At 69.9% G+C, this 17,885-nt stretch carries 23 protein-coding genes and 1 pseudogene; 18 read left to right on the top strand and 6 right to left on the bottom strand.

What is annotated here, in order from left to right:
- Window positions 1–661: 661 nt before the first annotated feature.
- Together IO20_RS0131660 and IO20_RS40480 are read left to right on the top strand one after the other, a co-directional pair.
- Complete coding sequence (locus IO20_RS0131660) at window positions 662–1,267, top strand: dihydrofolate reductase family protein (protein ID WP_030555954.1); 606 nt, start codon at window positions 662–664, stop codon at window positions 1,265–1,267.
- On the top strand, window positions 1,264–1,608 hold the full coding sequence (locus IO20_RS40480) for a hypothetical protein (protein WP_157850832.1): 345 nt from the start codon (window positions 1,264–1,266) through the stop codon (window positions 1,606–1,608). Before IO20_RS0131660 ends, IO20_RS40480 begins: the two co-directional genes overlap by 4 nt.
- Before the next feature lie 11 nt (window positions 1,609–1,619).
- On the opposite strand, the gene IO20_RS0131655 is transcribed toward IO20_RS40480, so the two are convergent.
- Window positions 1,620–1,862: a hypothetical protein gene (locus IO20_RS0131655; protein ID WP_030555956.1), complete on the bottom strand. Its 243-nt coding sequence runs from the start codon at window positions 1,860–1,862 to the stop codon at window positions 1,620–1,622.
- Between the two features lie 365 nt (window positions 1,863–2,227).
- On the opposite strand from IO20_RS0131655, the gene IO20_RS0131650 reads away from it, so the two are divergent.
- Both IO20_RS0131650 and IO20_RS0131645 read left to right on the top strand, forming a co-directional pair.
- Window positions 2,228–2,545, top strand: a complete 318-nt coding sequence (locus IO20_RS0131650) for a hypothetical protein (RefSeq protein WP_051874943.1) — start codon at window positions 2,228–2,230, stop codon at window positions 2,543–2,545.
- Window positions 2,546–2,883: 338 nt separating this feature from the next.
- The gene (locus IO20_RS0131645) at window positions 2,884–3,840 is read left to right on the top strand and encodes an ankyrin repeat domain-containing protein (protein WP_030555959.1); all 957 of its coding nucleotides are present in this window, start codon (window positions 2,884–2,886) and stop codon (window positions 3,838–3,840) included.
- Between the two features lie 745 nt (window positions 3,841–4,585).
- Here the strand turns inward: IO20_RS0131645 and IO20_RS0131640 are convergent.
- Together IO20_RS0131640 and IO20_RS0131635 are read right to left on the bottom strand one after the other, a co-directional pair.
- Entirely contained in the window at window positions 4,586–5,647 is a 1,062-nt protein-coding gene (locus IO20_RS0131640; RefSeq protein ID WP_078946250.1) for an ABC transporter permease, read from the bottom strand.
- 105 nt (window positions 5,648–5,752) lie between these two features.
- Entirely contained in the window at window positions 5,753–7,291 is a 1,539-nt protein-coding gene (locus IO20_RS0131635) for an aldehyde dehydrogenase family protein (protein WP_051874945.1), read from the bottom strand.
- Window positions 7,292–7,579: 288 nt separating this feature from the next.
- On the opposite strand from IO20_RS0131635, the gene IO20_RS0131630 reads away from it, so the two are divergent.
- The 3 genes and pseudogenes from IO20_RS0131630 to IO20_RS37075 all read left to right on the top strand — a co-directional run bounded on the left by IO20_RS0131630 (window position 7,580) and on the right by IO20_RS37075 (window position 9,438).
- Window positions 7,580–8,035: a MarR family winged helix-turn-helix transcriptional regulator gene (locus IO20_RS0131630; RefSeq protein ID WP_030555965.1), complete on the top strand. Its 456-nt coding sequence runs from the start codon at window positions 7,580–7,582 to the stop codon at window positions 8,033–8,035.
- Window positions 8,036–8,432: 397 nt separating this feature from the next.
- Window positions 8,433–8,704 (top strand): annotated as a pseudogene (locus IO20_RS42460) (alpha/beta hydrolase); the annotation flags it as partial.
- Window positions 8,705–9,126: 422 nt separating this feature from the next.
- Complete coding sequence (locus tag IO20_RS37075) at window positions 9,127–9,438, top strand: allene oxide cyclase barrel-like domain-containing protein (RefSeq protein WP_425423761.1); 312 nt, start codon at window positions 9,127–9,129, stop codon at window positions 9,436–9,438.
- Window positions 9,439–9,768: 330 nt separating this feature from the next.
- Here the strand turns inward: IO20_RS37075 and IO20_RS0131615 are convergent, their stop codons facing one another.
- Window positions 9,769–10,548, bottom strand: coding sequence for a hypothetical protein (locus tag IO20_RS0131615; RefSeq protein ID WP_030555970.1), 780 nt, complete (start codon window positions 10,546–10,548; stop codon window positions 9,769–9,771).
- Window positions 10,549–10,672: 124 nt separating this feature from the next.
- Window positions 10,673–10,945 carry a hypothetical protein gene (locus IO20_RS0131610; RefSeq protein WP_030555972.1) on the bottom strand — a complete coding sequence of 91 codons (273 nt, stop codon included), beginning with the start codon at window positions 10,943–10,945 and terminating at the stop codon, window positions 10,673–10,675.
- 294 nt (window positions 10,946–11,239) lie between these two features.
- Between IO20_RS0131610 and IO20_RS0131605 the strand changes: the two genes are divergently transcribed.
- The 11 genes from IO20_RS0131605 (at window position 11,240) to IO20_RS0131555 (ending at window position 17,233) form a co-directional block, all read left to right on the top strand.
- Entirely contained in the window at window positions 11,240–11,536 is a 297-nt protein-coding gene (locus IO20_RS0131605; RefSeq protein ID WP_030555974.1) for a gas vesicle protein GvpO, read from the top strand.
- A gap of 79 nt (window positions 11,537–11,615) precedes the next feature.
- Window positions 11,616–12,053 carry a gas vesicle structural protein GvpA gene (locus IO20_RS0131600; protein WP_030555975.1) on the top strand — a complete coding sequence of 146 codons (438 nt, stop codon included), beginning with the start codon at window positions 11,616–11,618 and terminating at the stop codon, window positions 12,051–12,053.
- Window positions 12,054–12,055: 2 nt separating this feature from the next.
- On the top strand, window positions 12,056–12,769 hold the full coding sequence (locus IO20_RS0131595) for a GvpL/GvpF family gas vesicle protein (RefSeq protein WP_030555976.1): 714 nt from the start codon (window positions 12,056–12,058) through the stop codon (window positions 12,767–12,769).
- Between the two features lie 49 nt (window positions 12,770–12,818).
- Window positions 12,819–13,073, top strand: a complete 255-nt coding sequence (locus IO20_RS0131590; protein ID WP_030555977.1) for a gas vesicle protein GvpG — start codon at window positions 12,819–12,821, stop codon at window positions 13,071–13,073.
- Between the two features lie 43 nt (window positions 13,074–13,116).
- A complete protein-coding gene (locus IO20_RS37855) occupies window positions 13,117–13,620 on the top strand; it encodes a hypothetical protein (protein ID WP_051874951.1) in 504 nt (167 codons plus the stop codon).
- 7 nt (window positions 13,621–13,627) lie between these two features.
- Window positions 13,628–14,662, top strand: coding sequence for an SRPBCC family protein (locus tag IO20_RS0131580; RefSeq protein WP_245685127.1), 1,035 nt, complete (start codon window positions 13,628–13,630; stop codon window positions 14,660–14,662).
- Between the two features lie 73 nt (window positions 14,663–14,735).
- Complete coding sequence (locus IO20_RS0131575) at window positions 14,736–15,143, top strand: gas vesicle protein (RefSeq protein WP_030555984.1); 408 nt, start codon at window positions 14,736–14,738, stop codon at window positions 15,141–15,143.
- Entirely contained in the window at window positions 15,140–16,033 is an 894-nt protein-coding gene (locus tag IO20_RS0131570; protein ID WP_245685126.1) for a GvpL/GvpF family gas vesicle protein, read from the top strand. The genes IO20_RS0131575 and IO20_RS0131570 overlap by 4 nt, the downstream gene beginning before the upstream one ends.
- Window positions 16,030–16,287 (top strand): gas vesicle protein, encoded by a 258-nt coding sequence (locus IO20_RS0131565; RefSeq protein ID WP_030555987.1) that lies wholly within the window; start codon window positions 16,030–16,032, stop codon window positions 16,285–16,287. Before IO20_RS0131570 ends, IO20_RS0131565 begins: the two co-directional genes overlap by 4 nt.
- Window positions 16,284–16,649: a gas vesicle protein K gene (locus IO20_RS0131560; protein ID WP_051874956.1), complete on the top strand. Its 366-nt coding sequence runs from the start codon at window positions 16,284–16,286 to the stop codon at window positions 16,647–16,649. Before IO20_RS0131565 ends, IO20_RS0131560 begins: the two co-directional genes overlap by 4 nt.
- Window positions 16,650–16,726: 77 nt before the next feature.
- Window positions 16,727–17,233: a hypothetical protein gene (locus IO20_RS0131555; protein WP_030555991.1), complete on the top strand. Its 507-nt coding sequence runs from the start codon at window positions 16,727–16,729 to the stop codon at window positions 17,231–17,233.
- 164 nt (window positions 17,234–17,397) lie between these two features.
- Here IO20_RS0131555 and IO20_RS37070 read toward each other — a convergent pair whose 3' ends face one another.
- Complete coding sequence (locus tag IO20_RS37070; protein WP_157850831.1) at window positions 17,398–17,685, bottom strand: PRC-barrel domain containing protein; 288 nt, start codon at window positions 17,683–17,685, stop codon at window positions 17,398–17,400.
- Window positions 17,686–17,885: the final 200 nt, after the last annotated feature.

Below are 17,885 nucleotides of genomic sequence, written 5' to 3'. Positions count from 1 at the left end.
TCAAAGTTCAGTGAAGCAGAACTGTAGGTGTGGAGCTCATTATCGAACGCCACGATGACTCTCCGCGACGGCTCCCCAAGATCCGTGCCAGAACCCAGTAGCGACGTCGCTTGTCGATGGGTTTGGGAGGCGCCCTGTTCCACGGATGGGTGGAAGGCGGGCGCCCGTGGTCCCGTCGACGAGGGTCCGGGGCGGCGTGGCCGGCTGGGCGGGCGTGGGCGCGGGGGAGGCGTGGTCGAGGACGGACCTCGTCCCGCTCCTCGACCAGGCTGGCCGGCCGGCCACGTTCACTCACTGGTACATCGAGTGGCTGCAGAAGGCTGAGCTCATCGCACACCAACCGTCGACAAACGCCTGAGGCTGGGCATCGGTGTGCACGGAGCTGCGCCACCGAGACGATGAGCGCTGTAGTTGGCCACAGGGGCCAACTACAACGCTCAGTCACATCAGGGCAGCGCTGTGACTGAGCGTTTCCGTTGGTTTCTGAGCGTTGTACTTGGCCCGGCTGAGCGTGGCGGTTGGCAAGGGCCGTCCGCGGGTGGCGCGCCGCCGAGCTGTTCGGCTGCAGCGTCATGGGTTTCTCGTTGCTCCACGGTGCGGTCGATGAGTTTGTGGCTCCCGGCCAGTCCAAGCTCGTGACACCCAAGGGAAGGACACTGTCATGTCGGAGCTTCTTGTTGACTTCATCACCTCCCTCGACGGCTACGCATCGGGAGAGGGGTGGCCTGGGTTCTGGGGCCTTGAGGGCCCGGAGTACCTCGCGTGGCTCGGCGGGCAGCCCGAGGCCACCTACGTGATGGGGGCGAATACCTACCGCCTCATGTCGGGCTTCGCCGCAGGCGAGGTCCCGACTGGCCAGGACGAGTTCAGGCCCGAGGAAGAGGCGTCCGTCGACGAGCTCACGCAGGCGTCCAAGGTGGTGTTCTCCTCCTCGCTCGAGGAGCCACTGACGTGGGCCAACTCCACGCTCGTCCGCGACGACGCGGTCGAGGCGGTCCGCGTCATGAAGTCGAGTGGCTCGGGCCTCCTCAGCACGATCGGCAGCCTCAGCCTGTGCCGGTCCCTGCTACGAGCCGGACTCGTCGACCGCTTCCGGGTTGTGATGTTCCCGGTGATCACCGGGGCCACGGGCGAAGAACGCATCTACGACGGCTATCCGGACGTTGCTCTCGAGATGATCGATCACCGCACCTTCGATGGCCGCATCCAGCTGGTCGAGTACAAGCCCCGCGTGCTCGAGCACCCGCCGCTCGGCGTCCCTGCGTGACGTCGCCCCGTCCGCCGGTCTGGACGGCCGCCAGGCCGGCGCGGGCGGGTGCGGAGCACCACGCCCCCCTGGGGCCCGGCCGCACCGATCTGCCCGACCCGGCCGCCTGTGGCCCGCGGGCGATGACGACCGTCGAGCGCGCCGTCGGCGGCGACTGGACGGTGAACCCGCCCCGCCCCCGCGCCGGGCACCTGGAGCCCCGGCTCACCCGGCGGGTGACAAGGCCAGTTCCGCCGAGAGATCTTGATGGACCCGGCGTCACCGTTCCGGCGTCCGTCACCTGGTTCAGCCCCTCCACCGCGCTCGACGGCGCGATCGAAGGGGCCGCTAGAGGGTGGTAGGGGCGGGGGTGTCAGTTGTGGCCGCGAGGAGCGTGGCCTGCGGGGTTCTGGTTCTCGGACTCCTGAGTCAGTGAACTGCCCTTGCAGGACGGCTGCTGGCCGCCTGGCTCGTGGCCGCCGTTGTTGGTGCAGGAGATGTCCACCGGCTGGATCTTGGCCTCCGCGATCGAGGCTCCGCCGAGACTCAGTGCGAAAGCCGCCGCCGCGGCGGCGAGCGCAGCACCGATCCTCTTGGTCTTCGCGGTTCCGGTCATGATGTGCTCGATTCCACGGGCGCGATACCTGCTACCCACGCTTGTCCGGAGCGCACCATATGTCAAGCGAAATGAGCTCACGGACACTGATCGACAACGGGCCGGGCGGCAACGGTGCCGCTCCGGTGCGCAGCGTGCCTTGGCACGAGGTGTGGCGGCCGAGCGCGAGCAGACGGTCCGCTACGGCTGTGCGGCCTGGGGCCGGGCCGGAAGACCTACCTGGTCGCCGTCGAGGGAGCCCAGGCCAGGCCCTTCGGTGCCGGTGGTGCAGGAGGACTTGGCGGCTCTACGAGACAGCGTCCGGCCCGGCACCCGACTACCGCACCGCCTACGAAACCGCCCCGCCCGAACGCGAAGAGGACGAAGTGCTCACCGCGCCGGAGCCCGGCCTCGACGCGGCCGCCGCGGCGGCGAAGGCGGCCGGGAAGCACCGCCTGGACCCGCAGCTCGGCTGGAAGGTCACCAAGATCGGGATGATCGGCACCCGCCACGGCACCGTAATCGGCGTCCGGGATGTGCGTGAGGTGCCCAAGGAGCACCGGGCCGTCATCAGCGACGCCATGCACGACCGGATGCGAGCCCGCCTGCACAAGGTGTGGGGCGAGCTGGGCCCAGCCCCTGCACAGCGCGGCTCGGTGGCGTTGATGACTCAGGAGTTCCGCGCGGCCACGGGCAGCGCCTGACGCTGTACCGGAGCCTGAGCGGCCTGAACGAAGCACAGCACGACGGCCTTGGTGCCGGCGGCGACGGGCGCGACACGGCGCGTGTTGCGGCCTGACCTGCTGGAATACCAGGTGAGTGGGGTACGGGTGAGCGCATGGCGCGTCCTCGCGGGTACCAGGGCCGAACCCCCAGCCCCGACAGCGCGTGTCCGGTGTCACGGAACTTTGACCGTGTGCCATCGAACCTTGAGCGGATGCGTGTTCGTGTCATCGAAGTCTTGATCGCGCTGGTCGGTCCCGGTGTCGGACCCGTGTGCGAGCGTGTAGCGCGAAGCATGCGACGTGTTGGAGGGGGAACGGTGGCAGCGGAGAGTGACGGCTGGGCTGGCATGGGCTGGGACTGGACGGATGTCGACGACATTCGCCGGCGTCTCGACGAAGGCGCCGATCCAGAGAAGTGGAGCGGGGGCCGACCGCTGCATCGCGCAGCAGTGTTCGGGTCTTCGGAGGTCGTCGCGGAGTTGGCTGGTCGAGTTCCGTATGTGGACGCGCTGGAGAACGGGGTGACGGCACTCTGGGAGGCCGTCGTGTCCAGGAAGCCGGAAAACGCACGAGCCCTCGCCGCTGCCGGGGCCGATCCTTGGCGGCTGTCGATCGGCGGCTGGTCACCTGGGCGGCTGAGTTTGGCTGGACCGACGCCTGGCCTGTTCTCGGTACCGGAATGGGCAGGCCTGACCGACACGGAGCGTGCGGCAGCGGAAGAGGCCAATCGGCTCACCACAGCACTGGGCACATTCCACTACGACGGTACGGGGCTGGCCTGTGTGGCCGGCATCGACGCGGCCGAGGCGGTGCGCCGTCTGGAGGCAGCGCCGGTGGTGGACGATGTCATCGATGAACTACTGGAAGATCCCTACGAGTACGGCATGGACGAGAGCTTGCAGATCATCGGCGTGACGTCCGTGCCGCGCGGCTGCGTCGTGACACAGCCCTGGGGATACGCACCGCAGATGCCGGGCGTGCTGACCCGGTTGTCTGCCGACACGGTCTGCTACGGCCTGTACGCCAATCCCAAGAGCGGCAACCAAGGCAGCATCGCCCGTCATGGAACTGTCGAGGGCTGGGACCTGCACCCGGGCGGGGGACCGCACGAGAACGACACCTCCGAGGAGGTGTTGGCTTCGTACCTCTACCAGTACAGCGCCGTGGCCTACTCCTGCGCCTTTGCAGGACTGCGGCTGACCGACAGGCGTGCCGTGATCGGACCTCCCGATGTGTGGGTCGAACTGCCCCGCCGCGACTACTGGAGTCACTGACGCGAACAGAGCATCGTCGCCGTGCTGCCACACCCATCGCTCAAAGTTCGATGGCACAGGACAGCGAGACCCCGGGCCTCAAGAGGCCCGGGGTCCGGTCACGATGCTGGAAGACTGCGAGCCTGAAGGCGGTGGTGGAGCTGGCCGGTCGGCACTGACCTGATCCGCTGCTGAGAAGCCTGTTTCGCAGTCCGGGCACGACGACGTGCTGCGCGCGGACGTCGCCGGCCCTGTGCGGTTGGTCGGAGCCCACCAAGATCGCGCCCGCCAGGTTCAGGGCGCTGACCGCCTGTTCTCGGTCATCACTGCCGGCTACGTCGGCTAGCCATGGCAGGGCCGCGAAGCTGGCCGAGTAGACAATGCCTTGATGGCAGAGCGCTGACCATAGATCGTTCCAACGCTCGGGGATCGGCTCCGATGTGACTGGTCCAGCAACACCGGTATGTCTTCCGCAGAGCCGTAAGCATGGCTGAGTTGCGACCAATCCGTCATGCCGGAATCCCACCAGGTCAGTTCCATTCGTCGCGACTCTCGCTCGACAGCTCGGAGGCCGCCTGACTTGGATCACTCAAACTTCGATGAGACAGGACACGTGTGTCTTTTGACAGTGAACCCTGAGCGCGTGCCACCGAATCTTGACCGTTGCCACGGAAGTCTGGCCGGCTGCCTGGACGTCGCCGACAGCGAGGTGGTCGATCGCCGAAGATGGCCGCTGGCGCCGACGAGCACTGGCCGGTTTCCAGTGTCACGCGGCGGGCTGAGCCCTGGGGGCGCGGGTATCGCGCCAGTAGAGCGCCGCCGCGGCGGCGAGGGTCCATGCGGCAAGGACGGTGATACCCATGACCAGGCCGTCGTTGACGAAGTGGGATAGGCCCTGGAGGGCGCGGACGCCGACGCCCACCGGGAGGATCTGGGACAGCGGGTGCAGCCAGTCCGGAAGGTAGGCGGTGGGCAGCGTGCCGCCGCTGGTGGCGTTGCCGAAGATGAGCAGCACCACGGAGGCCAGCGGCACGCCGGCGCGGCCGAACAGGCGCAGGAACACCATCGTCGCGCTGCTGATGGCCGCGGCCATCAGCGCGGTGATGCCCGCGATTCCCAGGAAGGGGCCGGGCAGCGCGGCGAAGCCTAGGCTACCGGTGATCAGCGCCACGGCGATGCCGCCGAGGACGCTGAACGCGGCCAGGCTGGCCATCCTCCACCGATAGGGCAGGCGGGGAGCCATCTGGTAGGTCATCATGCCGAACAGGTAGCCGGCCAGGACGATGCCGAAGCCGGCGTAGAAGACCGACATGCCGCGGGTGTCGCCGGCCGAGGCGGGGGTGACGTCGTGCTGGTCGAGGCGGTCGCCGTTCGCCTGCGCGATGCCGGAGAAAGCCCCGGCGACGGTGGAGGTCACGGAGGGGCCGTTGGCCCCGGCGTACAGCAGCTCGGCGGATGTTCCGTCGCCGATCAGGTAGGCGGCGTAGACCGTGCGGTCCTGCACCGCCTGACGGGCGGAGTCCTCGTCGGCGTAGTGCTTCACCTCGAAGCCGCCCGGCAGTCCACGCTCCAGGCCGTCGGTGATCCGGTCCGCCTGTGCGGTGCTGCCGACGACGGCCACCGGAAGGTCGTGCGGCGCGGGTGCGTGGAAGGCGGACAGGAAGACGCTGACGAAGATGGAGCCGATGGCCAGCACGATGACGACCGGGAGCAGGACCGCTCGTGCTCCCGAGACACCGTGCTGCGGGGCGGCGGTGGCGGGCGCCAGCGGACGGTGCGTCAGGCGCGGTTCGACGGTGGTGGAGGCGTTGGTGTTGGGGGTGGGCATGAGAAGGGGGTCCTCATTCACGTACGGGAGTCACCTGATGAGACAGGCATGGAGCGAAGGGGCCCGGGGCCCGGCCAGGGGTGCGGCCGAGCCCCGCCGGGGTGCTCAGTGGGTGGTGTCGGTGTCCTGCTCGGCAAGGATCCTGTCGCGGACGGTGGCGAGGGCTGCCGCCATGGCGCCCGCGGGCCTGCCAAAGGTCGAGGCCGAGAAGTGGGCGGCGCCGGTCTTGGCGGTGAACGAGTGCGGCCAGGCGAATTCCCGCAGTCCTTCCTCGCCCTGCTTGCGCCCGTATCCGCTGTCTCCCCGGCCGCCGAAGGGCAGCGCGGGGTTCATGGAGAACACCAGGGCGTCGTTGATGCTGGTCATGCCCACGCGCAGGCGACGGGCGATGTCCTCGCCGCGGTCGCGGCTGAAGACGGCGCTGCCCAGGCCGTAGCGGCCCGCGCTGATGTGCGCGACGGCCTCGTCGGTGTCGGTGACCTTGACGACGGCCAGCGTCGGCCCGAACGTCTCCTCCGTCGCGGCGAGGGCGTCGGGAGTCACGCCGACGAGGACGGTGGGCGCGGCATAACGCTCGCCCACTGCGTCGAGGCCGCCGACAGTGGCCCTCGCACCGCGCTGCAGCGCGTCTTCGATGTGTTCCCGGATGATCGGGATCTGGCCGGGCAGCGGGACCGGTCCGATCTCCGCGTCCGTGTCGCTGCCGACGCGGACGTGCCGGGCGAGCTCGCTGATCTTCTCGACGAACTCGTCGTGTACGGACTCGACGACGTAGGCCACTTCGAGGCTGATGCAGCCGTGCCCGGTGTTCTGCATCGCGCCCCAGACGATGTGCTTGGCGGCTTCGTCCAGGTCGGCGTCCTCGGCCACGATGGCGCCGTCCTTTCCGCCGAGTTCCAGCAGGACGGGGGTGAGGGTCTGCGCGCACTGGGCGGCCACCGTCTTGCCGGTGGCGACGCTTCCGGTGAAGGCCAGCTTGTCCGGGCCGGCTGCGATGAGCGCCTGGCCGGTGGCTCCGTATCCGTTGAGGTTCTGCAGGACGGCCGGCAGGTCGGGGACTGCGCGCTGCCAGGTCTGGATGAGCCACTCGGCGACGCCGGGCGTGATCTGGCTGGGCTTGAGGATGACGGCGTTCCCGGCCGCGAGCGCGTCGGCGACGATCGCCACGGGGGTGAGCAGGGGGAAGTTCCACGGGCCGATGACGCCGACGACGCCGTACGGCTGGTATTCCACCCAGGCTCGCTGGTTGGACGTGGTGGGGTTGGCCGGGACTTCTCGGCGTCCCAGCACGCGCTCGGCGTTTTCGATGACGTACTGAAGATGCTCCAGGGCCCCGAGTACTTCCACCCGCGCGTCGTCGAGGGGCTTGCCGTTCTCCGCGTGGATCAGGGCGGCTCCCTCCTCGCCGCTGACGGCGATCTCGCGCCTCCAGGCGCGCAGCCGTTGCGCGCGGCCCTCGAATCCGAGATCCCACCAAGGTCCGGTGGCGGAGCGGGCGGCGGTGACGGCCGTGGTGGCCTCGTCCTTGCCCGCCACGGCGTAGCGGGCGAACTCGGCCCCGGTCGCCTGATCGACGGTGATGATCTCAGCCGCGTCGTATCCGATGACTCCGTCACGTGTGATCAGTGGAGCGTTGTTTGTCACGGGGTTTCTCCTGCTCTCGTGCGCACGCCGGTGCGATCAGCCCCTGAGGGCCAGGGGGGCGGACGCGGTGATCGACGCGATGAGCCGCATGGTGGTGGCGGATGCGCGTCGGAAGGAAGGACTTCACTGGGTGCCGACGGCGCCACGGGAAGCCCCGGTGACATCGGCCTGAGCTGCGGGATTTCCGGCGAGCTCACGATTCGCCCGGCTCCGCGGCACCCTCAGAGTATCAACCACATTGGCTACTATCAAGCGCTTGATATCAATGAGCTGTCGTATCCTTCTCGCATGGCTGGAGACGATGAGGAGCCCGTCGGGGCCGACGCGCTGGACCGACTGGTCTGGGCGCTGCGCCGCGCGGAACTGGCGGTACAGGCACTGAAGGAGCAGCGGCTGCGGCCCCTGGGCATGATGGCCGCGCACTACACGCTGCTGATGACGGTGCACGCCGAGCCGGGGCTGACCGGCGCCGAACTGGCCCGCCGCCTCAACGTGACCCCCCAGGCCGTGGCCTCGCTGGTGGCGCGGCTGGAGAAGCGCGAGCAGCTGGAACGTCGCGCGCACCCCCGCCATGGGCACGTGCAAGAGCTGCACCTCACCGATGCCGGACGGACGGCGCTGCGTGCGGCCGATGAGGCGATCGCCGGCATCGAGCGGCAGATCAGCGGCGAGCTCAGCACGCCGGAGGCGGCCCAGCTGCGTGCCCTACTCGACCGCGTGGCCGAATCGGCTCGCCGGGCCTGATCCTCGCGGGGGGTCGGTGAAGACATGGAGGCCCTGCACCAGGTCTGACTGGATTCGCCCCTTCCGCACGCCACTGGACGGGTCGTGCACAGTCGCATCCGGATGCAAGGAGCACCCGTGCCCTCTGTGCAGCGCGCGGGTGCGCAACCGGAGAGACAGGGAGAGCTCTCCCTTGTTGCCGCATCCCGCGCAGGAAAAGCTGCTGATGGTGACGGTATGCGGCGGCGTGAGGCTGGAGCCTCTCCCGGGGCGAGTCGGCCTCGCATGGCGTTGTCGGTTGCGACAGCATTCCGCTCCCGAGTCCGTCGGCGCGGCAAGCGCGCCGGTCACCGCGCCGAAGAGGAAGTCCTGTTCACATGAAGATTCGTGGCAGCTTTCCCAGCCGGGGCCTGCGGGCATCCTCTTCGTGCCGGACGGCTACTCCGGCGAGCGTCTGGCGGCCGTCGTGATCGGCCATCCGTGGTGCGGGGTGAAGGAGCAGACTGCCTCGATCTACGCCGAGCGACTGTCCCGCGAAGGAATCGCCGCCCGCGTGTTCGACGCCGCTTACCAGGGCGAGGGCGAAGGGCTTCCTCGCGGGCTGGAGGACCCCTTCCAGCGCGCCGAGGACATCCGCGCCGCCGTTTTTACCTCACCACCCGCAGCGACATCGACCCCGAGCGGATCGGCCGTCATCACCGACATGCGGGGAAACCTCGCCTCTCATGAGTGCCTCCCTCGCCAGCATCCTGCTGCTGGTCGCAGCCGGTCTAGGGACTCCTAGCACCACCGCACGGGCCCCTGGCGCCGCCTTGATGGCCGAGACCAGGGGCCGTTCGGCTGCTGACACCCGACAGCGCCCCCGGTTGGGCGGGCCCAGGCCGTCCCTGTGCGCCAGACTCAAGTAGTGGCGAACCCTTTCCTCGACTGGTAGCCAGGGTGTGGAGGCTGGGCAGGTCGTCCTGCCGGACGGCGTCGAGCCAGTCGGGCAGGCGCTCGTCTGAGCACCGGGACGGGACTGGAAGCCGCGTCGCCGTATGGGATGCGCTACACGATCCCCGGGATCCTGAGCGGCGGCCGCACGATCCATACACGGCTGCCGATCTCGGCCCGTGGGGCCGAGCCCGGGCGACATGGACGTGTACTCCGGCGCCGCCGTCAAGGACGGTCGGAGCGTCGGACGCGGGGGCGGACACTGCCAGGTCATTCGCCTGAAGGGCGAGGAGCTGACCTCGCAGTGCCTGATCACGATGGAGGTCGAGCAGGGTTCCCTGACGATGCAGTCGCTGGGGACGAAGGGAGCGGCCTCCCGCGACATGGCCATCACCGGCGTTACAGACGTCTACCGCAACGCGCGCGGCATCGCCCGCTTCTGGGACATCGCGATGCCGGACGAGCGGGTGCGGCTCGAGATCCTGCGCTGAGAACGGTGAGGCCCTGCCGCACGGCTCGGCAGGGCCTCACGTCCGCCTCACACCTGTTCGGGGTGCAGCGCCACCTACCCGGCCGGTGCACCGCACGATCAAGCAAGGCCAGAAGCCCCATGTCCATCGCGATCACTGCCGGTCAGCGTGGTGACTCCTCCGGGTTGGAATCGGCCCTGGAGAACATCCGGGTGCTTCACCTGGGTCCGGGGCGCCCACGCAAGCGCCCGTACACTGTTCGCGCCGACAGGGCATACGACGCGCGGAAGAGCCGCACCTACCTGTGCAGACGCGGCTTGTTCACAGGCCCTGGGGTGTTTCATCGGATCATCACTGATCGGCATCTTCGGACTTCAGCAGTCGGCGTGCCGCCGTCACCAGCTCGCCAAGAGCGGCGTTGAGGCTCTCTTCCTGGTCCCGCCGCCGTTCGCGCAGGTGAAACCGGTACGTGTCGTCGAGCAAGAGGCGCCTTTCGTCGTCACTCATGTGAGGCAGCTCCTCCAGCGCCGTACGGGCCGCCGATCTGAACGCCACGTATCCGTTCTTGTCGCGGGCGAGGTTGGCGACACGTGCGTCATCCAGTGCGCGGAGCGCTTGCTGCGCCCAGACGTGCTCTGGTGACATCACGGGGATGGCCTCCAACCTGTGGCGAACGCGCTCTGCTGGCGCGCGGTCGTCTGCGAGGTCCATGCGCTTCTCCACCGCTGTGACGACTTGGTGAGCCAGCGCCACCAAGTCGGCTGGGGCGATCAGTTCAAGCTCCGCCTGCTTCCGTGACAGCTCCATGTGCGCGGTCCGGACAGCCGCCTGGTGAGCCCCCTCGTGGTCCTCCTGCTGGTACAACGTCTCCGCATAGGACACCGTCTCTCGCGCTTTCTGTACGAACTGGGCTATCTCGCGCCTGCGGTCGTCACGCAGGGCCGCCAGCCGTTGTGCCTCTGCCGTGATGCGAGCGGCATCCCGAGCGGCGTCCGCTTGAGCACGGCCGCCTCGCAGCTGGATCCGCGCACCGATGAAGTTGCCGAGAATGCCCCCACCGATCCCGATGAATGCCACCACCGCGGCGAAGACCTCGGGGTTATCCTTGATCGCTTCGACGACTCTGTTCATGGCGACCATCGTGCCGCGAACCGCAATGCAACCGGCTCTGCAGGGCAAGTTCGCCGACGCGGAGATGGAGCCGGCCCGCCGTCCGGGGCGCGGGGCCGTCGCCGGGTACGCCGGTGGAACGGGGTCAGGATCCGGCGACCATGACACCGAGGATCATGCCGCCGACGAGGCCCACCGCCGCCACCACGATGGCGGGCACGGCGAGCCGTTCCTTTCTGACGGCCTTGGCGATGACGGCGAGCGCCAGGCCGATCACGCCGAAGACGATGGGCAGGAACAGGAGCGCGACCACGCCCATCACGATGGCGGTGATGCTCATGACATTGCCGGCCGAGGCTCTCGCCGGCGCGCCGTGGGAGTGCTGTCCGGTGGGCTGGTTGCCGTACGGCGTCGTCATCTGCCTCTCCTTTACAACGGTCATCCGGGCCGGACCGATCGGACCGGCCTTCCTCGCCCGGGTGCCCGGGATCCCCCGGCCCACACGGCCAACTCTCGTGGCGGGGCCGGGCATCAGGGCGGGGCAGGGCGTCGCGTCGAGGTCCGGGCACCGCGTTCGGCGGCCCAAGAACGCGTGTTCGGGATGATTCGTGTCTTTCGCGCATACAACGTCGGGCGACGGGCACGCGGTCACCAACCACGGACCGAGGCCGGGCCTTTCCCGGCCGGACTTCCATGTGTGACAGGCGGGACTATGAGCACGACCGATGGAGAGCAGGACAGGAAGACCGGAACGATCGACCTGGCGACGGCGATGCGCCGTGCGTCCACGCAGCTGGCGGAACTGCTGCGGTGCGACCCGGGGGCCGTGTCGTCCGTGCGGGCGACGGAGGACGGCTGGTCGGCCGACGTGGAGGTCGTCGAACTGGCGAAGATCCCGGACACGATGAGCGTGATGGCCTCGTACCACGTCGCTCTCGACCACGAGGGCCGGCTGGTCGCGTACGAACGCATCCGCCGCTACGCACGCGGCCAGATCGACCGCCGCTGACGACGGCGGAGACTGCCCTCTCCTGGCAACGACGTTGCCCCCTGGCGTCGACGGACGCCGAACCGGAAGGAGTATCAGCGTGACACTCGTCCAACAGAGCAGTACGACGAGCAGCGGAAGCGGCTCGGGCAATCTCTACGACGTGCTGGAGCTCATCCTCGACCGAGGGCTCGTGATCGACGCGTTCGTGCGCGTCTCCCTCGTGGGGATCGAGATCCTCAAGATCGACGTGCGTGTGGTCGTCGCGAGCGTGGACACCTATCTCCGCTTCGCGGAGGCGTGCAACCGGCTCGACCTGGAGTCCGGGCGCAAGGCCCCGACCCAGCTCACGGACATCGTGGGCGAGGTGACGGAGAACGGCGCGAAGGGCAAGTCGAAGGGCGCGCTGAGCGGCGCCGTCGAGGCGATCACGGATTCCCTCCAGGGCAAGCGGGAGGAGTCCGAGGAGGAACCGAGGAAGCGGCCGGCGCGCAAGTCCGCCTCCGGCCGGACGTCTGCCGCCCGGCGGGAGGAGTAGAAGTGCCGACCTATGTCTACGCGATCGTCTCGGCCGATCACCCGACGTCCCTGGAAGGCCTCCAGGGAGTCGGTGAACCGCCGGCCGCGCTGCGGACGGTCTCCGCGGGGGACCTCGCCGCGGTCGTGAGCGACGCCGAGGAAGGGCTCCGGGCCAAGCGGCGCGACGTGCTGGCCCACGAGGCAGTGGTGGAGTCCCTTATGGCGGACGGGGCGACCCTCCCGATGCGGTTCGGGCTGCTCGGCCCGGACGACGGCAGGGTGGCCGAGGTCCTGGAGCACGACGGTGACGCCTACCGCGCGCGGCTGACCGAGCTGGACGGCCACCTGGAGTTCCACCTCAAGGCGTCCAGGGACGAGCAGGACCTGCTGCGCGAGATCGTGGCGGAGTCGCAGGAGATCCGGGAGCTCAACGAGCGGACGCGGTCGGGCGCCGGTGCGCAGGAGGACCGGGTCGCCCTGGGCGAACTCGTGGCCCGTGAGGTGGCCGGCCACAACGCGGAACAGGCCGAGGACACCCTGCGGCGGCTACTGCCCGTCGCCACCCGCGTCGCCCGGTCCGAGCCGGGGACCGGCCACTTCCTCAACGTGTCCTTCCTCGTCGCCGCCGGGTCCACGGACGAGTTCGTCGGAGCGGTGCGGAAGGAGGCGGAACGCGGAGGCGACGCGTGCACCTTCACGCTGACCGGCCCGCTCCCGCCGTACAGCTTCGTATGACCCGCTGCGCGGCACGCGGGTGTGACGGCGGGGCGAAGGAGGCGGGCCGATGGGTCTGCTGAGCGGAATCCTGACGCTGCCCCTCGCCCCGCTGCGCGGCACGGCATGGGTGGTCGACCAGGTGCTGGAGGCCGCGGAGCGGGAGTACTACGACCCGGAACCCGTCAGGGCGCGGCTCGCGGCGCTGGTGAACGACCTGGAAAGCGGCCGGTTGGAACCCGAGGAGTTCGACCGGCTGGAGGACGAGCTCCTGGACCGCCTCGACGAGATCGAGGCGTACCGAGGGAGGACGGAGAGCGGTTGATGTCGACACGCAGGGAACGGGCACGGCAGGGGGAGGTGCGCCGGTGACGCCGAAGAACACCACCGTGGCCGCCGCGCTGGTCGGCGGCTACCTGTTGGGCAGGACGCGGAAGGCCCGGCTGGCCATGGGGGTCGGGCTGTTCCTCGCCGGTCGCAAGCTGGACCTCGACCCCCGGCGGATCGGCCGGCTGATCGCCGCGTCGCCGGCGACGGGGGCGCTGAGTGAACAGGTCCGCCGGGATGTCGTCGAGGCCACGAAGAACGCGGCGGCCCAGGCCCTCGGCAAGCGGACCGCACACCTGGCGGAGTCGCTGCAGAAGCGGACGAAGGCGCTCGCAGGCCCGTCCGATGGCGACGGCGACGGCGCGGACGGCGAGGCGGAGGCGTCCTCGGAGGGCGGGAAGAGCACGAGCCGGTCCTCGGGCCGCGGACGGTCCTCGGCCTCGGGCGGCACCCGCTCCTCGCAGACGCCCCGCAAGAGGACCAGCGCCCCCCGGAAGTCGTCGGGATCCCGTACGCGCAAGGGCGGGAACGACGACGATGGGTGACTCGGCCGTGAGCAGGATCAAGAACGACGTGCTGGACAGCCCCGCGGTCGAACGGCTCAGGGAAGAGCTCCGCCTGTACCTGACGGCACGCGCCGAGGCCGCCCTGAGGCGGCTCGGAGAACGCCTCGGCGAGACCGTGGCGGGGTGGGCCGAGCCGGGATCCGGGCGAGGCAGTCTCGCGAAGGGCTTGGAGCGGGGCAGGCGGGCGCTCGAAGAGGGCAAGACGCCGGCGGCAGCCGCGCTGACCGCCGGAGCCCACGCGGCCGAGGACTCTGTGAAGGCCTCGGTGAAGGCGTCCGTGAAGAAGAAGGCCCGCGAGGTCGTCGGGGTCGCAGGCGCGGGCCGCGGGTCGGACGATGACGCAGGGAAGCGCGTGGCGATCGTCGAGGAAGTCGACGTGGGCGTTCCCGTGCGCGAGGCTTATGACCAGTGGACGCGCTTCCATGAGTTCAGCGTCTTCGCCAAGGGCGTCGTCGCCGTCGCGACGGAGGACAACACGACGACCGACTGGACGGTGCGGGTCGCCGGCGCGACCCGCACCTGGCGGGCGCACATCACCGAGCAGATCCCGGACAAGCGCATGGCCTGGATCACGGAAGGCGCGAAGGGCACCGTCCGCGGAGTCGTCACCTTCCATCGGCTCGCCGACGACCTCACCCGGGTCCTCCTCGTCCTGGAGTACTTCCCCCGGGGGCTGCTGGAGAAGCTGGGGAACGTCTGGCGCGTCCCGGGCAGGCGTGCCCGCCTGGACCTCCAGCGCTATCGCGCGTTCCTCATGCTGCGGGGCGGGGAGGCCGAGGACGGGTGGCGCGGGGAGATCAGGGACGGCGAGGTCGTGGTGGGGCACGACGAGGCCGTCGAGGAGGAGCAGGAGTACGCGGACGGGGACGGCGACGGCATCGACGCCGCCGAACCCGTGGACGACGGGTACGAGGACGACGCGTACGAGGACGACGAAGACGGACCCGACGAGGAGGAAGACGAACTGGACCAGGAGGAAGCCGAGTTCTATGACGAGGACGAGGACCCCGACCGCCGCTGACCTCTGACCTCTGACCGCTTGCGGTTTGCCGCTGACCGACAGCAGAAGCACCTAGACAGGAGAGGGGCATACCTTGTCCGAGTCCTTCGCGGGCCGCCTGCCGGCCTCGTCGCACGCCGGACCGCCGAGCAGCCGACAGGGCTCGTCTGCGAACCTCGCGGACATCCTGGAACGCGTGCTCGACAAGGGCGTCGTGATCGCCGGTGACATCCAGATCAACCTTCTCGACATCGAGTTGCTGACCATCAAGCTCCGCCTGCTGGTCGCCTCGGTCGACAAGGCGAAGGAGATGGGGATCGACTGGTGGGAGCACGATCCCTCGCTCTCCTCCCGGGCGCGTGCGCCCGCCCCCCTCGACGGCGGGTCCCGGCGGGAGCGGCAACTGGTCGACGAGAACGAGCTGTTGCGCGCCGAACTCGCCCGCCTGCGGGACGGCGGGCAGAGGGCCGTCACGGACGACGGGACGGAGGAGGCACGATGAGCACGACCGACCGGACCGACAACCGCACCGAAGCCACGGCCCACGTCCGGGCCCGGGACCGGACCCGCGACCAGCCCCAGTCCCAGATGCGCGTGTACGTCTACGGCATCGGCCGGGACGACGGGACGCTCGCACCGCTCGCGGGACCCGGAGGCGGGGTGGACGGGCACGACGTGCGGCTGGTCGCGGAGGGCGGCCTGGTGGCCCTGGTGTCGGACGTACCGGCCGCGGCCTTCGGCGAGGAGCCGCTGCGCCGCCGGCTGGAACACCTCCCGGGGCTCGAAGAGCTCGCCCGCGCCCACCACGCCGTCGTCGACGCCGCGTTCGCGCGGACCGCCGTCCTCCCCCTCCGCCTGGCCACGGTGTACTCCGACGTGGAGGGGGTGACCGGGATGCTCCTCGCGCACCGGGGCGGCTTCACCGACATGCTGACGTGGCTGGACGGTCACGTCGAACTGGGAGTGAAGGTCTTCGTGGACCCCGCCGCCTCGCCCCCCGCCCCGGAGCACCGAGCGGCGCACGGGTCGGGGCCGACGAGCCCGGGCAGGGCGTACCTCCAGCAGCGCAGGCGGCAGCGGCGCGGCACCGAGGACCTATACCGGGCGGCCGAGGAGGTTAGGGGTCAGGTGACGCGGGCGGTGCTGGAGACCGCTCGGGCCTCCGTCGCCCACCGTACGCAGCAGGGCGAACTGTCCGGCGAGCGCGGCATGAACGTCGCCAACCACGCCTATCTGGTGCCCGCGAACGCCGAGGCGCGGTTCCGCGCGGAGGTGGAGGCGGCCGGGAGCGGGGTGGCGGGGGTCAGGGTGGAGGTCACCGGACCGTGGGCGCCGTACTCCTTCGCCTCGCCCGTCACCGAGGGCGGCGAGGGAGGTACGGCGCCCCGATGAGAACCCAAGTCGTGGACGACGGGCGGCACGAGCCGGGCGACCGGCTCGCCGGGCCGCCGGTCGCCCTGATCGACCTGCTGGACCGCCTGCTGACCGGAGGCGCGGTCCTGACCGGTGACCTCGTCCTGTCCATCGCCGACGTGGACCTCGTCCACATCAACCTGCGGGCGGTCATCCGGTCGATCACCGCCGAGGACCCTGCGCCCTGGGCCCGCGCGGCCGCACCGGAGCACCCCGAGGAGGACACGGTATGAGCCCTGATCGCGTGGTGCGGCACGGACTGGAGGAGCTCGTGAAGGCACCGGACGGCGCCGCCGCGGGCCATGCGCTGACGCAGCGGCTCGCCACGGATTCAGACACGGTGGAGCGGGACCTCATCAAACTCGTCCTGACGATCGTGGAGTTGCTGCGCCAGCTGATGGAGCGCACCGCCGTCCACCGGGTCGAGCAGGGCGACCTCGGCGAGGAGGAGGAAGAACGCGTCGGCATGACGCTGATGATCCTGGAGGAGCGCATGGAGGAGCTGTGCACGCGCTACGGCCTGACCATGGACGACCTGAACCTGGATCTCGGCCCCCTCGGTTCGCTGCTGCCCCGGGACCCGGCCGGTCGGTGAGCGGTTCCGCGCCGCCGGACGGAAAGGCCGGACCGACCGCTCGTTTCATCTGCTCGACACAGGCAAGGAGGAATGCCATGACTACATCGAACGGGAGTTCCGACAGTTCCAAGAGCGCCGACGCCACATCGTCGGCCAAGACGTCCTCGTCGCGCAGCAAGTCCACCGCACGGACCTCGAAGCGGGCCGCTTCGACCGCGGAGCGCACCCGCTCGAAGGCCTCCGCGGCCTCGAACGGGGCGAAGTCGGCGACGGGCGGCGCGAAGTCCGCCGCACGGGAGGCGGGGAGCACCGCGCGCGGGGCGGGTGAGACCGCCGCCGCGGGCGCCGGCCGCGCGGAGGGCGCCGCGAAGCGGGCCGGGGGCGCGGTGGCGGACGGGCTGCAGTCGGGCCGGGAAGCCGTCACGGCGAACGCGGCGAAGGTGGCGTCGGCCGCCACCACGGTCTGGACGGTCGTCAAGAGCCGCAAGGTCGTCGCGGCGGGAGCGGCGGCGGGGCTCGCCGGGGTCGCCTTTGCGGCCGGCCGTGCGACCGCCCGGCCCGCCGTCGGCCCGCTCACCCGGCTAGCCGGCGGGCGGATCTGACCGCCCCCTCCGTGAGGGTCTCACGCCCCCACGCAACCCCTCTCCGGTCCGCTCCGCACCCGCGGAGCGGACCGGCGGCGTGAGAGGCCCCCGCGCGTTCGGGGGCGCCCGGGTCACCTGCTGCGGGCGGCTTCGACGAAGTACGCGACGACGTCGTCCCGGTGCTACCCGTCGGCTCGATCGGTCTCGGAGAGGTGCTGCGGGGCGTCCTCGACCTGCCCTCGCGTGAGTGCCAGCCGGATGGTCCTCTCCTCGGGTTCGCACCGGACGACCGCGCTCGCGGGGATCAGCGGCTTTCCCAAGTTCCATGCTCCGCCGTCCAGGACCAGGTAGGCGTCGCCCACTTCTTCGGTGTGTTCGTCCACACGTCGCACGAACCCGTCCGTCGCCATCACGCTCCAGCCGGTCAGGTCCAGGCCGTCCGGTGCCCACATGTCGGGCTGTAGTCCCACAGGTTGTCCGCCATCGCGGTACTCGACCTGATGGGCGACGTGTGAGTTCCAGTGGACGGCGACAGCGTTCTGCACTGGGCCGGGGTGGCATTGTTCCTGGTGGCAGGGCTGGGTGGGTTGTGAGGGTGTCGTTGTATTGGTGATGGCTGGGTCGTTTTCCAGTGAAGGTTCGCTGTCGCTCGTGTAGGCGTACGAGGACG

Source organism: Streptomyces exfoliatus, from assembly GCF_000725545.1.
Classification (GTDB): Bacteria; Actinomycetota; Actinomycetes; order Streptomycetales; family Streptomycetaceae; genus Streptomyces; species Streptomyces exfoliatus.
Note: the sequence above shows the minus strand (reverse complement) of the source record. Positions and strands in the feature narration are given on the sequence as shown.

Excerpts from the sequence above, each read along its gene's own strand:
- IO20_RS0131610 (WP_030555972.1), bottom strand. The coding sequence starts at position 10,945 with ATGACGACGCCGTACGGCAACCAGCCCACCGGACAGCACTCCCACGGC.
- IO20_RS0131605 (WP_030555974.1), top strand. The coding sequence starts at position 11,240 with ATGAGCACGACCGATGGAGAGCAGGACAGGAAGACCGGAACGATCGAC.
- IO20_RS0131630 (WP_030555965.1), top strand. The coding sequence starts at position 7,580 with ATGGCTGGAGACGATGAGGAGCCCGTCGGGGCCGACGCGCTGGACCGA.
- IO20_RS0131590 (WP_030555977.1), top strand. The coding sequence starts at position 12,819 with ATGGGTCTGCTGAGCGGAATCCTGACGCTGCCCCTCGCCCCGCTGCGC.
- IO20_RS0131560 (WP_051874956.1), top strand. The coding sequence starts at position 16,284 with ATGAGCCCTGATCGCGTGGTGCGGCACGGACTGGAGGAGCTCGTGAAG.
- IO20_RS0131660 (WP_030555954.1), top strand. The coding sequence starts at position 662 with ATGTCGGAGCTTCTTGTTGACTTCATCACCTCCCTCGACGGCTACGCA.
- IO20_RS0131555 (WP_030555991.1), top strand. The coding sequence starts at position 16,727 with ATGACTACATCGAACGGGAGTTCCGACAGTTCCAAGAGCGCCGACGCC.
- IO20_RS0131565 (WP_030555987.1), top strand. The coding sequence starts at position 16,030 with ATGAGAACCCAAGTCGTGGACGACGGGCGGCACGAGCCGGGCGACCGG.
- IO20_RS0131570 (WP_245685126.1), top strand. The coding sequence starts at position 15,140 with ATGAGCACGACCGACCGGACCGACAACCGCACCGAAGCCACGGCCCAC.
- IO20_RS0131640 (WP_078946250.1), bottom strand. The coding sequence starts at position 5,647 with ATGCCCACCCCCAACACCAACGCCTCCACCACCGTCGAACCGCGCCTG.
- IO20_RS0131615 (WP_030555970.1), bottom strand. The coding sequence starts at position 10,548 with ATGAACAGAGTCGTCGAAGCGATCAAGGATAACCCCGAGGTCTTCGCC.
- IO20_RS0131655 (WP_030555956.1), bottom strand. The coding sequence starts at position 1,862 with ATGACCGGAACCGCGAAGACCAAGAGGATCGGTGCTGCGCTCGCCGCC.